The 12,884-nt window shown below is 42.9% G+C and carries 11 protein-coding genes; 3 read left to right on the forward strand and 8 right to left on the reverse strand.

From position 1 onward, the window contains the following. Positions 1-11: 11 nt before the first annotated feature. The 5 genes from K345_RS0116410 to K345_RS0116430 are packed head-to-tail and all read right to left on the reverse strand — an operon-like array spanning position 12 to position 5,674. Positions 12-1,385: a VWA domain-containing protein gene (locus K345_RS0116410; protein WP_028975085.1), complete on the reverse strand. Its 1,374-nt coding sequence runs from the start codon at positions 1,383-1,385 to the stop codon at positions 12-14. Next, positions 1,385-2,260 carry an FHA domain-containing protein gene (locus K345_RS0116415; RefSeq protein ID WP_028975086.1) on the reverse strand — a complete coding sequence of 292 codons (876 nt, stop codon included), beginning with the start codon at positions 2,258-2,260 and terminating at the stop codon, positions 1,385-1,387. The genes K345_RS0116410 and K345_RS0116415 overlap by 1 nt, the downstream gene beginning before the upstream one ends. 8 nt (positions 2,261-2,268) lie before the next feature. Then, complete coding sequence (locus K345_RS21555; RefSeq protein ID WP_053228409.1) at positions 2,269-4,122, reverse strand: serine/threonine protein kinase; 1,854 nt, start codon at positions 4,120-4,122, stop codon at positions 2,269-2,271. Further along, entirely contained in the window at positions 4,115-5,137 is a 1,023-nt protein-coding gene (locus K345_RS0116425) for a metallophosphoesterase (RefSeq protein WP_083963826.1), read from the reverse strand. Before K345_RS0116425 ends, K345_RS21555 begins: the two co-directional genes overlap by 8 nt. A gap of 6 nt (positions 5,138-5,143) precedes the next feature. Then, positions 5,144-5,674: a hypothetical protein gene (locus K345_RS0116430; RefSeq protein ID WP_028975088.1), complete on the reverse strand. Its 531-nt coding sequence runs from the start codon at positions 5,672-5,674 to the stop codon at positions 5,144-5,146. 115 nt (positions 5,675-5,789) lie between these two features. Here K345_RS0116430 and K345_RS21560 point away from each other — a divergent pair, with 115 nt between their 5' ends. Continuing rightward, positions 5,790-6,137 (forward strand): FHA domain-containing protein, encoded by a 348-nt coding sequence (locus tag K345_RS21560; RefSeq protein ID WP_211227915.1) that lies wholly within the window; start codon positions 5,790-5,792, stop codon positions 6,135-6,137. After that, positions 6,130-7,419, forward strand: a complete 1,290-nt coding sequence (locus K345_RS0116440) for a clostripain-related cysteine peptidase (protein WP_028975089.1) — start codon at positions 6,130-6,132, stop codon at positions 7,417-7,419. Before K345_RS21560 ends, K345_RS0116440 begins: the two co-directional genes overlap by 8 nt. Positions 7,420-7,676: 257 nt before the next feature. Here the strand turns inward: K345_RS0116440 and ilvD are convergent, their stop codons facing one another. Continuing rightward, entirely contained in the window at positions 7,677-9,506 is a 1,830-nt protein-coding gene (ilvD, locus tag K345_RS0116445) for a dihydroxy-acid dehydratase (RefSeq protein WP_028975090.1), read from the reverse strand. Positions 9,507-9,726: 220 nt separating this feature from the next. Here ilvD and K345_RS0116450 point away from each other — a divergent pair, with 220 nt between their 5' ends. Continuing rightward, positions 9,727-10,140 carry an RrF2 family transcriptional regulator gene (locus K345_RS0116450; protein ID WP_028975091.1) on the forward strand — a complete coding sequence of 138 codons (414 nt, stop codon included), beginning with the start codon at positions 9,727-9,729 and terminating at the stop codon, positions 10,138-10,140. Here K345_RS0116450 and K345_RS0116455 read toward each other — a convergent pair. Then, positions 10,133-10,888 (reverse strand): sulfite exporter TauE/SafE family protein, encoded by a 756-nt coding sequence (locus tag K345_RS0116455; RefSeq protein WP_028975092.1) that lies wholly within the window; start codon positions 10,886-10,888, stop codon positions 10,133-10,135. The two genes, K345_RS0116450 and K345_RS0116455, sit on opposite strands and share 8 nt — an antisense overlap. Further along, positions 10,885-12,795 carry a phosphohexomutase domain-containing protein gene (locus K345_RS0116460; RefSeq protein WP_028975093.1) on the reverse strand — a complete coding sequence of 637 codons (1,911 nt, stop codon included), beginning with the start codon at positions 12,793-12,795 and terminating at the stop codon, positions 10,885-10,887. Before K345_RS0116460 ends, K345_RS0116455 begins: the two co-directional genes overlap by 4 nt. Positions 12,796-12,884 lie beyond the last annotated feature (89 nt).

Here is a 12,884-nt window from a genome sequence, read left to right on the forward strand (position 1 = left end):
GTCTCCTTTCTTTATTTCTTAGGCTCATCGAAAACGATCGTCGTTCCTTCAATGTTAATAACATCTCCGGAAGTTAACTTTCGTTTCTTAACAGGATTATTGTTTACCATAACTTCCGACTTAGATACCAGAGTATAGTCCCCTGTTTTATCATTTCTCATAACAGTCACGTGTTCATCGGCTATAGAAGGTTGGCCACTAATGGTAAGATTAGCTTCTGTAGAACTTCCAATAACGGTGTTTGCCTGGTTAAGGGCAATTGTCCCTGAGCTAACAGAACGTTTATTAGGCCCAATAACCTCTAAGCCTGCAACCTTGGCTGCTGATTCCCATTTGATAAAACCAATGAGGGATAAAACTAAACCTGCTAAGGGAAATAATATCAGGTATGGCAGGGGATCTGCTAGAGCGGCTTCTCCCATTAGGTTTTCAGAATAAAAATATTGGGTTGCCCGGTTCTGTTCCTGACCATAATCGATGTCGATTCTAACAAATTGTTTGTCACTTCTTGGCTGTTTAGCTCTGTAGGTGGCTACGTATTCTGTTAGGATTCTTTCTTTGATATCCTTATAGACTCCCAGTAATTCCTCTTGGTTATAGGCTTTGTAACTGGTTCCCCCAGATTTAATGGCCAGCTCCCGTAAGGCAGGATCTCCGTGACCACCAAAATCGATGGCAAACAAACTAACCCCTGCTTTCTTCAAAGCTTCCAAAGAAATAAGAGAGCTTCCCTGGACTTCACCGAACTCGGGATGAGGTTGATTCAAATGTTCTGTATAACTGAAATTTTCACCGTCAGATAAAACAATAAGAGCTTTACGTCCATATACATCGGTCATATTCCGGGAAGCCAAATCAATAGCCCAAAATAATTCTGTGTAAGCGTCTTTTCCCTCTGGTTTAATAATACTATCCAGATAAGTTCCCAAGACCCTATCATGTGTTCCCGGTTCAATATGCTGTACATAATGGGTATTAAAGCTGGCTAATCCAATGGTGTCCTTTGGATTGGAGATAGATCCGGCAAAGCGGAGGAGGGCATTCTTGGCCTGATTGGCAGGAAGTTCCCCCTTACCGTCATACATACTTCCTGAGTTATCAATAAGGAAGAAGAAGTTAATACCCCTGTCTAAGTCAGCCATTCTGGTTAATTGTAAAGGGACTTTAGGATTATCAAAGGCACCCCCATCATAGCTTTCTGATACCTTTACCTGATCGATGGTGATATCCTTAAGAGGGGAGGAATCGCCATCTGTTACACTAAAATACAGATCCACTTCCTGATTCAAGAGCAGACGTGCTGTGTCAATCTGATTAAGATTAACGTTAATAGCCCCCAGAGAGGCACTGATTCCTATAAAAAGAAAAGCTAGTATTTTATTCATTATTGTCCTCCTAGTGAGGTCAGTAGCAGCTTAAGATCACCTGCCTGGATAACATCCTCCCATTTGAGTTCCTGTTCTTTGACAGGATGCTCATTAAGAAGAAGAGGATGGGTTTTGGTCAAAGAAAGGAGATACAACTTCTTACCTTTCTTCTGAATCACCCCATGTTCCTGGGCTAAGCCTGTATACCCTGACAAGCTTATATCCACTTTACGGCTTGCCCCAATGAGAGACTTGGATCTGACCAGAGGGAATTGCTTTCCTTTGAACTTCCCATTCAAGACCCTAATAACGCCGTAGGTAACACCCGATTCCAGCAGACTATAGGCAAGAGCGATTGTTCCAGAAAATATGATGAGACCGAAGAGACGGCTATAAATAAAATGAGGTGCTATTTCGGCAGATTTTTCAATAAACAATCCTCCTACACAGCCCCCAATGATACCCCCACCTAATCCTATTAGTATCTTCTTAATAGATCTGGAACGTATTCCTTCTCCTATGGCAATGAACATTCCCAGGATAATCCAGCCAAAAGTCTTAAGAAGACTCTCATCCATTATATGAAGGTTCCCCACAAAAAGAATAAGGTTCTGGGCTAGAAAGAATCCTAAAATTCCACCTATACCACCAATCGTCCCTCCGATGATGGCCCCAGTACTGGTTTTATTACTATTCTTGGTGAGTAAACCTTCAGCACTTCCCAGGAAGGCTCCCATAACAGCACCAATGAGTAATCCCTGAACAAGGATAGATATGAGATAGCTGGGAAAGGCCCTTTGAAAGCTAATTGTTATTTCCATCAATGGCCATACTGCCACACCGGCTAGTATGCCAACGATTACAATCAGTAATCGTTTAATAAAAGTTGACATGTAACCTCCTATTCAAGAGTCAGGATCTTATTGTCGTAAAGAGCTTCTTTCGTCACTGACTTTCCGCCATTTATGAGTAGACTTTCTTTTATTTTCTTACCGGCTCTGGTCAGGGTCAGTTGATATTCCCCTGGATAGAGGCTCAGCTCCCGGGTTTGGGTTCCTTTAATTTTACCTTCTGGAAGTTTGCGTTGATCCCCTTCTATCGTCCAACGAAACCCTTTAGTAGGAATCTTTATCTCTAAGGACCCCTTTTCTGGTAAGAGGGCCGCTTCCAAATGAAGGGTTGTCTGGTTTGTTTCGACAATCAAATGGTAGTACTTTTCAGTATATCCCTTAAGAACAACACGGAATTGATAGGTTTCTCCTGTCATTAGACCGGCTTTTCGACTATTGGTTAAAGGCAGCCATTTGCCATTAGTGAACATATAAACCTGAGCTGGTCCTGTAAGGTTTTCCCCGGTAAAGTAATCCCAGAATTTTAACTCTGTCGTCAGAGGCAGAGCCCGGCTCGAGGATTTCTTGATCGAAACAATACGCCCCTTCTTTGTATGAATCTCCTGTTTCTGAACAGGCCGGGGATTAAGGGTAATCGTATGCCAGTTCAATTGGTCATCCAGTATGAACTTAATCCGGTATTCTCCTGCAGGTAGATATTGTTTGAGGGACTTGAATGTATAGAACTTGTCTTCCGGTGTTGATTTCAAAAGGTGAAAGTTCAAGGGTTTATCATTTATCCTAATAGGTTCATTGTCCTTATCCTGATAAATAATCGCTGATATAAAGTGGTCCTGGGGAAGACGGTCATCTATGGGGGTTTCTGCCTGCAGAACGAGGGCGCCATATCTTGTATTAGGCAGTATTTCATTATGCAGCCCTAATTTGAAGAGGGCAAAACCACATAATCCCAGAGCTCCCAGTCCTAAGGCCACAAGGATGGTTTTTTTTAGTTTTTGGAACTTCTTCGTTGGTTCTGGTGGTGTGTATTTCTTTTCTTCTACCAGACAATGGAGTTTTTTACGAAGCTCTGAAAGGTTTTTCTTACGGAAATGCCTTTGTAAAAGATTAATCACACGGCTTAGGTCCTTAATCCTTTTCTCCCTTTTGGGACTCATACACTTTTTAATGATCTTCTGGCTTAGTTTGCCTACCTGAGGATTTACCTTACGGGGGTTTGTGTATTTTCCTTTCTGGATCTGACCTAATAATTCCGCACTAAAGGATCCGGGATAGGGCTTCTTCCCGGTAACCATCTCATAGAGCATAACCCCCATGGAGTACACATCCGCCCGAAGATCCACTGTCCTTGTGCTTTCAAATTGTTCCGGTGCCATATAGGAGGGGGTTCCCAGGGTCATTCCATCCTGGGTTAAGCCCTCTTCCTGATCTTCTCTGCTGGAGGCAATCCCAAAATCCACTAACTTGGCCTCGCCTCTTCGGCTTAAAAGGATATTCCCGGGCTTGATATCCCTATGAACGACCCCTTTCTTATGGGCATAGTGCAGAGCCCGGCAGGAATCATAAAATATTAATAAAGCCATTTCCTCTGAAAGGTAGCGTTCTTGTTTGAGGAGTTTATCCAGTGCCGTTCCATCTACATATTCCATAACGATGTAGTAACTGGTTCCTTCTTTGAAGTGGTCATACACGTCAACAATGTTTTCATGTTTGAATTCCATCATCAGACGGGCTTCCCTTTTGAACCTTTCTGCTATGGCTTTTTTACCTCTTAAGGTAAGTTTTTTGAGTATGACCTCTGTATTAAGAGTAGGGTGATGTCCTTTATAGACAGCGCCCATTCCTCCCTTAGCCACCAGAGAATCTACTTTGTATTTTCCTATTTCTTCAGGTATCCTAGGCATAATCGTCCTTTAAAGTAATATTGGGTATCTCAAAGATATGGGTATCCAAGTTTATACTTCCTTCCACAGGAAGCCAAGCTACAATAAATCGGTTTGGGTTGTGGATTTGGACATATTTACCATTGGCTCTTGTAAAATAGCTACCTGCAATGGGACGATGGCCTCCAAAGTGGAAGACCTTATCCGTTTTTCCCAGAAAGTGTTCCAAACTTCGGTTGACACTATCCTTTTCAGCTTCCTCATTTGCTGTCCAGGTTAGACCATAGATAACTTCCGGTTTCGTTCGGTAATTGATGATTTCCTCTGTGTTGTAGAAACGGGCTGGTTCGGCATGGGTGACGATAAAGTGACTTCCCAAGGCCATTAGAGGCAGGTTTGCTTCAAAATCATAGTAGCTGGCAAAAAAATCATCACTCATATACATCTGAACCCAGTCGGTTACCATTTGTCCTTCCATGGCGAACTTGCCAAAGGGATAGTTCCCATTACCATTTTCATTGGCTATGTTTTCATGATTACCTTTCAGAAAATGAAAATGCTGGGGAAAAGCGATCTTGAGTTCAATGATCATTTCCATTAACCCTAAGCTTTCCCTCATCTCTGCATCCATGTATTTATGTTTTCGGAATCCTCCCTGGAATTCTTCGAAAGCCTGAAGCCATCGATTCCTGACTCGTCCTTCCCCATGGAAACCATCACCGACACAAACGATCTGAAGGTCCCCTCTGGTAAGCCGTTCCAATACTGTACTTCCGTTAAAGTCACAAGCTTCCATAAGGGATAGAATAAAGTCCATGCGAGCATGAAGATCAGGAATGATAATCGTCTCGACAGGAAGGAGTTTTATTAACCCTCCGGGCAGACCTCCCTGATCAACAGGACGCATATCCTGATCCTCAGTCATCAGGATCCCATTCACTTGATCCACTTTTTGTAAATAACTCACAGGATCGAGGACTTTTTTGCGAAAGAAGATAGTTTTTAGTCGGTCCAGCATTTTCTTGTAATCGGTCATTATCTATTAATCAACCACCATTGTTTTATTTACTTCAATAAAGTTCTCTGTAATGATCATTGTTGCTTCATCAAGAATACTTTCCTCATCGGCAGGATCCATATCTTCTTTTAGAATAGCTATCTGATAGATAGGAGAACTCTTCTTGATTGGTCCTTTGGAAAAATGTACTTCTCCGTCTATAACAATGTCCTCTGTTAATTCAGAGTCCGCATTTTCTGCCGCTTCAGGAACGTCTTCTCTTAGGCCGATGCTGGCATAGGAAGCCTTACGATTGCCTTCCATTAATGGTCCAATATTCACTAAGGAACCTGAATAAGTGAGAACCAGGGCTCCTTTTGGATCATCCTTGGCCAGCTCCTCTACCGTGATAAGTCCTAGTTTCTCTAGCTCTTGTTCAAAGGCTTCCTGTTTTTCCAGCCACCCTCCGCTTAGTAGTTCAAGACTATCATCGTTATCCGGAAGACCTGCTATTTTGACCAGTCTTTTAATATGATCCTGTAATTTGACTGGAATTTGTTGAAAATTATCACCCATCGTATTTCCTCCTGACATTGGCTTAATTCTTGATTCATAATGTAGGACTTGTTCTACTGATTATCCAGTGTTGTTTCCTATTTATACCAAAAGGTATACCTTGTTATCTTTTTCCGTGATATTATTATTGTGTATGGACGAGACACTCTATAAACGTAGTCCTCAGGGACAAAATAAACAACAACAAAAGGGCCGTCTCTTTATTGGGAACCGCTCTGTTAACTTTACTAAGGACATTTATATTGGCAGGGGAGAGGATAATCAGATCGTTTTAGATAAGGATGATCAGATATCCCGTCAGCATGCTCTTATCAGGGTTTTAGCAGGGAGAGCCTATATCAAAGACCTTAATAGTACGAATGGTACCTATGTTAACGGCCAGCCCCTTCCTAAAGGGAAGTTAGTTCCTTTAAATCTTGAATCTGTAATACGAATTGGGAACACATCCATTCGCTATGCCTAAGCTTTGCTTAACCCTTCTTGTTCTACTCCTCTTTATGGGGTGTTCCCTCTTTACCTTGGAAGAGGGAGAACCTTCTAAAACAAGCTGGACTCTTATGATTTATGCCAGTGGGGATAATAATCTCGATAATGATCTTCTTGATGATTTTCAGGAAATGGAAGCAGCCATCACAAGTGATTATCTCAATGTTATTCTTTTAATAGACCTAAGTACAGCCAATACTGCTGGTATTGGCTTTAGTGATACCCGGGCTTATCGTATTCAACATGATGAGGATGATAATTCCATAGGCTCAGAAGAATTAGAGATCGGACCCTTAGCCTTGTATACCTCTTCCCAGGAAGAGCTTGATCTGGCCAATCCTGATACTCTGAGTAGCTTTGTGAGTTGGTGTAAGGGGAATTATCCTGCTGACCATTATGCTCTTATCATGGAAGGCCATGGGGATGGCTGGTATAATGAGTCCTCTTATAACTCTGGAATCAGTGCAATGGGGGTAGGTCATGATGAAGATGATGGCCAGGGAAGTTCTACTTATCATTACCTTAGTCCCGGGGATATAGAGACTGCCCTCACAGGCAATGAAGTGGATATAATAGGCTTTGATGCCTGTCTTATGGGGACAGGAGAGACTCTTTATCAGTTAAGAGATATTGCAGATTTTGCCTGGGCCAATCCCTATCCTGTTCCCGGTTATGGGAATAATTACCGTATTCTCCTGGAACACCTTGATCAAAGGCGTTCCTCTGTTGCTTCCTTTGGCTGGGGATACTTAAGTGCCTATGATGAGGCTTATGGTAATACCATTTTCAATGGGTCTTATCGAATGGATACATGTAATGTTGCTCTCTATGATCTATCCAAAATGAGCCAGTTTATCGAAAGTTCTGTCTTTGCTAAGTGGAATATCCTTTTGATGGATAAAATGGCCCGTATCAGTGAGGAGCAGGCAAATGGCCTGGCTATTGTTGATGATACTTCCCAATATATTATAAAAGATCCTGATAACTCTCAATTTCACTATAGGGATCTATTGGAACTGTATCGTTGGGCTGATAATACGAGTCTTGATCTGCCTGATTTCGGAGGTTTTATTAAAACCTATAAATCCTACTATGCCTCAAGTTCAGATTCGGAGGCAGATTATCATTTAGGTATATATTTCCCTACGACAAAAATAACTGAAGGTGATTTGTCTGATGACTTATCCGCCTATCGAAGTTCTCTGGATTTTGCTGATACCAATTGGGATGAGCTGATCGAGGCTTATCTGCTCCCTTAGTCTGTTTTTTATCGTTAATAAGCTAACAGAAACCCCTCCTAGAGGGGCTTTTTTAGATTATAAGCCTTAGAGAAGAATCTCGAAAGGGCCTTTCGAGAAAGTTTAAAGGCCCTTTAAAAAAAATTGAAAGGCCCTTTCGAGATTATTTAATAGACCTTTAAAGATCTTTCACTAGCTCACTGAAAATCCAAACTAGTGCTCAGGGCACAAAAAAAGGACTAACTTACGATCATAAGTCAGTCCTCTTCTCCTGGAATTTATTCAGGTAAGACGCGCATAGCCCCTTCATCAGCACTGGCGGCATGAAGACCATACAGCTTCAAAGCCTGGCTTACTTGACGATCCCTTCCTCTTGGTTTGAAGGCTTGCTTACCAAAGGCTTCTTCTTCCTTACGACGTTTGTCTAGTTCCGCATCGCTTAACTTCACATTGATAGAGCGGTTGGGGATGCTGATCTCAATCGTATCTCCATCCTTGATCAGACCAATGGTTCCCCCAGCTGCTGCTTCGGGACTGGCATGGCCAATGCTAAGACCGGAAGTCCCTCCAGAGAAACGTCCATCTGTAATCAGAGCGCAATCTTTACCTAGACCCATGGATTTGAGATAGGAAGTGGGATACAGCATCTCTTGCATTCCCGGTCCCCCCTTAGGTCCTTCATAGCGGATGATGACCACATCTCCTTTGACAACTTTACCTCCCAGTATCGCCTCAACAGCATCATCCTGACTTTCGTAGACTTTGGCAGGTCCTGTAAAGTTGAAGATACTTTCATCTACACCGGCAGTTTTAACAATACAGCCTTTTTGCGCTATATTACCAAAGAGAACGGCCAGTCCTCCGTCTTTATAGTAAGCGTGATCTATATCTCTTAGACAGCCTGCTTCTCGATCCAGGTCTAATTCCTTGAACTGACTGTTCTGACTTCCCATAACAAGGTTAAAGACACCTGCCGGGGCAGATTTGGATATTCTTATTCCTTCGACAGGATTATTTCTTCTAATATCATGATTCTCAATGGCCTCTGACAGGCTGGGGTAGTCTACACGGCCTACAGAAGTATCCAGTAAGCCGCCTCGTTCCAATTCTCCCAGAATACTAAGAATTCCTCCCGCTCTGTTCACATCTTCAATATGATAATGACTATTGGGTGCTACTTTACAGAGGCAGGGAACCTTACGGCTTAACTTATCCATGTCAGACATGGTGAAATCCACCTCTGCTGCTCTGGCAATAGCCAGTAGGTGGAGAACCGTATTGGTGGATCCTCCCATGGCGATGTCCAGGGTCATAGCATTAGTAAAGGCTGCCTTTGTGGCAATGGCTCTTGGAAGAACTTTGTCGTTCCCCTCCCGGTAATATTCCCAGGCAAGGTTAACAATCCTTTCGGCCGCCTTATCGAAGAGTTCTAATCTATTGGCATGGGTCGCCACAATGGTTCCATTCCCCGGGAGAGCTAATCCCAAAGCCTCATTGAGGCAGTTCATCGAATTGGCTGTAAACATTCCGGAACAGGAGCCGCAAGTCGGACAGGCATTACGTTCTACCTGTTCTAATAAATTATCATCTACCCGATGATCGGCACCCATAACGATGGCATCTACCAGGTCATATTTATCATCACCAACTTTTCCTGCTTCCATAGGTCCACCGGACACAAAGATGGTTGGTATATTCAGGCGCATGGCTCCAATGAGCATTCCCGGAGTTATCTTGTCACAATTGGATATACAAATAAGAGCATCTGCCTTGTGGGCGTTGACCATATATTCCACAGAGTCCGCAATAAGTTCTCTTGAAGGGAGGGAGTAAAGCATACCGTCATGGCCCATAGCAATACCGTCATCAATGGCAATGGTGTTGAATTCGGCAGCAAAGCATCCTAATTCTTCAATCTTTTTCTTAACCCTCTGACCTATATCGTGGAGGTGAACGTGGCCGGGGACGAATTGAGTAAAAGAATTGGCAATAGCAATAATAGGTTTACCGAATTGTTCTTCCTTGACTCCATTAGCCCGCCAAAGGGCTCTGGCTCCTGACATATTACGTCCAACTGTTGTTGTAGCGCTTCTTAATTGATATCCCATAGGGACCTCCTTAATTCGTTCTGTTATGTTACCTTAGAGCTCGTTGCTTATCAAGAAAAAACCATGCATTAGTGTTGTGATATGCACAATGTTAAGTTGTAATATGATAAACTTGACAAGAGCGGTCGGGATAGTTAGTTTTAAGTTAAAACGTCGGGATGACTTTTCCAGGTTTATAGGTTAGTCTTAGTATAACCATATCCCTTTCAAGGAGTAATTTTTGTTCACCATATCAGCTAAGGGATTGTACGGCATATCAGCCGTCATCTATCTGACAGAAAACTATCAAAGCGGATCGGTGCAGATCAAGGATATATCCAAGCAAAAGGATATACCCCAGCATTATCTAGAACAGTTATTAGTTCTCTTAAAAAGAGGGGGTCTTGTAAAAAGTTTTAGAGGAGCCAAGGGGGGCTATGCCTTAGCCAAATCCCCTTCTGCTATAACCTTACTGGACGTTCTTGAAGTGTTAGAAGGCTCTTTGTCTCTGACACGGGAAAGGACAAAGCCCTCACAAATTGATTTTGTATGGGAAGATTTAACATTGATCATTAAGAATTATCTGGATATCACCATGGATAAATTGATTGATGAGATTCAAAAACGGGGAGAACAGTTCATCTACACTATTTAAGTAGAATGGCTATCCCTGCTCCTATTAATATAATGATCAATAAGATTTGAATGACCTTAACGGGAATCTTCTGGGACAAATGCGCTCCCAGATAGGCTCCCCCTACCACTCCCGGTATCAGAGGAAGCGCTATGGAGTAGTCTACATGGCTGGACATAATATGGGCTATGGAAGAGATTCCTAAGGTCAGTCCGGCGACAATGCTGGCTGTTCCAACGGCAAAACGCTCTGGTAGTCTTAATATAATCAGGAATGACAGTAGAATAATCGACCCGGATATACTGGTGGCTCCCATCAGGAACCCCGTAATGACTCCCAAGAGGGGACTGGCTATGATTTGCCAGTTTTGTATAGAAAAAGAGGCATCTTCTTCATTTTTCCTGAATAATCGAATAATCAGAAAGAGGGAGGATCCAATAATGAGGACTCCCATAATAATACTTAAGGGGAGGTATTCATTGACTACCTTCCCATGAAGCCCGGTAAAAAAGGCAACAGGAAAGCTTGTGATCATAAAGGGAATGGCTATCTTTGGTTGTAGATAGCCATTTTTATAATGTTTTAAGGCGCCGGATATCATCATAACAGTACCGGCTACACTCATGGTTCCTATGGCCATTAAAGGCTCTAAATGAAAAAGAAAGATAAGGGATGGTGTTCCTATAAGTCCTGTTCCTACTGCTGTAGAACCAACTATCATTCCCAGGAAGATCCCCCACAGGAGAACCAAGAGTGTCATTATGATCATGATAGGGACTCCTGATTCTTCTTATCCGCTTCTATAACGAGATTCCTATGCCATTGGAGGAGGGCTTTTTCCTGGGCAGGTTCTGAGCTTTTCACATCCACCATAACCCGGAATACTGGTTCTGTAGCCGATCCTCGCATCCATAGATAAGCAATTGGCTCGCCTTCTTTGTTACGGAAAAGGATTTTAAATCCTCCCTTTTCCAAGCCCGAGCGGTAATCAGGTCCAAAACCTTCTTTGACCTCTCCCCCTTCATAGTTGATTTCTTCCCAGCTATGAATACCGAATTGGGATTCTAACTGGGTAGCTTCTCCCTTCCATTTGTCCAGGAAGAGGCTTTCATAGGATTTCTTTAGTTGACCATGATTAGTGCTTTTGATTTTAAGAATAGCTTCTGCTTCATAGGCAGAGGTAGTAATCCAGGAGGGAAGAGTCTTACGAATGTCCGTGAGGCTAAAGTCATCCTTATAAGCTTCTGCTTGACCAGACTTCTTACACCACATCTCGAATAAACCAGGACCTTGATCATCCTTAACCAGATTCATGAGTTTAATAAGGGCTCCAATCGTATTAAGGGGGTCTCGCACAGCAGCAGGATGGGTAATGTTTCCTCCATTCGATCCTTCACCCAATAGGGGAACGTAGTATCCCTGAGAGCGAAGGAGATTGGCTTTTCCCACCACATTTGCTTCTCCTACTTCGGCTCTGTGCAGTTCCGCTCCAAAAGCCCGGCAGATATCATCGATTCTCATAGACGTGGGCCCGTTCACCACAATGGCCGTCTTCCCTTGATCCTGTGAGAATCCCCTTTGCTTTTTGTATTCGCTTTCCCCCAATAGGGATAAACAGGATAGGGCAAAGACCTCTTGGGCTTCTAATATCTCGGCTAATCCGGTGTTAGGATTGATGGCGACAATATTACCTCTGTCCCCATCGTTATCGGGTACATAGCCAAGAGTATAGGAGGGATCCTGTTGATAGAGCTTTTCCAGTTCATTCTTACACAGATCCAAACTTTGTCCTTCTGGAACAATGCGGTGAACGATCTGGCGAGGTTTGTCATTCAGGAAGGATACTTTGATTCCTAATGAGGGAAGAAAATCCCTATCGATGGTGACCCCGCGAGCTGAACCATTGAGTTCTCCCAGTACGGATAGAGGCTTCTTTGTTAGTTTATTCTTAAGGCTTGACCAGTAAGTATCTTGTTTGGATCCTGGTTCTTCTTGGGTGTATACCAGTTTGCTAAAAGCCTCATAAGCTTGGAGGCTATTCCTTTTATACTTAGATGAGTCTCTGAAGATCTCTTCTTTTTGCTCACTGGGAAAGTTCTGAATCATATCTTTAATGGTCTCAAGACTGGTTATATCCTGGAGAACATTCTTGTATTGTTCGATCAGGGGATTCACTTCCGAAGCGGGGAGGACTCCTCCAGATGAGAGTCCAAACTTAGCACCATTGTGTCCAATGGGGTTATGACTGGCTGATATATAAGCAAAACCGGTGATATGCTCTGTGGTTTTGGCATAGGCCATGATCTCTGGTGCAGAGGCTATGAACAGATATTCCACGTTGATATCCAATTGTCGGAATACGGGAATCATGGCAGATGCCATGGCTGGCCCTGTGGGGCGAGCATCCAAGCCTAGAGCTACTGTGGGAGTTTGGGATTCTTTTAATAAACGTTGACCGAAGACATAGGCCATCCCAGCGGCTAGATAATAGTCGATTTCACTTAATTCCTCTGTGGGATCCTCTTCGTTATGGGAGGGGGCAAAAACTTTTCTCCACCCTGACGCGGACAGTATCATATCCTCTAAAGCTGTTTTTATATCACTTAGGGGGGGAAGGGTATCTCCCAAAGGTAAAGTTATAGGTCCATATGACAGACCTGTGTTTGTATCTAGCATGTCTCCTCCTTGTAATTATAACGCCAAAGCTATAGTAACGGGCATTTATTATTTGTTAAATACTTTTGTCAGTATTGACTTAGAATTAG

This window comes from Spirochaeta cellobiosiphila DSM 17781, assembly GCF_000426705.1.
Classification (GTDB): domain Bacteria; phylum Spirochaetota; class Spirochaetia; order DSM-17781; family DSM-17781; genus Spirochaeta_E; species Spirochaeta_E cellobiosiphila.

Coding starts and splice junctions, on each gene's coding strand:
- K345_RS0116440 (WP_028975089.1), top strand. CDS start 6,130: ATGCCTAAGCTTTGCTTAACCCTTCTTGTTCTACTCCTCTTTATGGGG.
- K345_RS0116425 (WP_083963826.1), bottom strand. CDS start 5,137: ATGACCGATTACAAGAAAATGCTGGACCGACTAAAAACTATCTTCTTT.
- ilvD (WP_028975090.1), bottom strand. CDS start 9,506: ATGGGATATCAATTAAGAAGCGCTACAACAACAGTTGGACGTAATATG.
- K345_RS0116430 (WP_028975088.1), bottom strand. CDS start 5,674: ATGGGTGATAATTTTCAACAAATTCCAGTCAAATTACAGGATCATATT.
- K345_RS21555 (WP_053228409.1), bottom strand. CDS start 4,122: ATGCCTAGGATACCTGAAGAAATAGGAAAATACAAAGTAGATTCTCTG.
- K345_RS0116410 (WP_028975085.1), bottom strand. CDS start 1,385: ATGAATAAAATACTAGCTTTTCTTTTTATAGGAATCAGTGCCTCTCTG.
- K345_RS0116455 (WP_028975092.1), bottom strand. CDS start 10,888: ATGATCATAATGACACTCTTGGTTCTCCTGTGGGGGATCTTCCTGGGA.
- K345_RS0116460 (WP_028975093.1), bottom strand. CDS start 12,795: ATGCTAGATACAAACACAGGTCTGTCATATGGACCTATAACTTTACCT.
- K345_RS0116415 (WP_028975086.1), bottom strand. CDS start 2,260: ATGTCAACTTTTATTAAACGATTACTGATTGTAATCGTTGGCATACTA.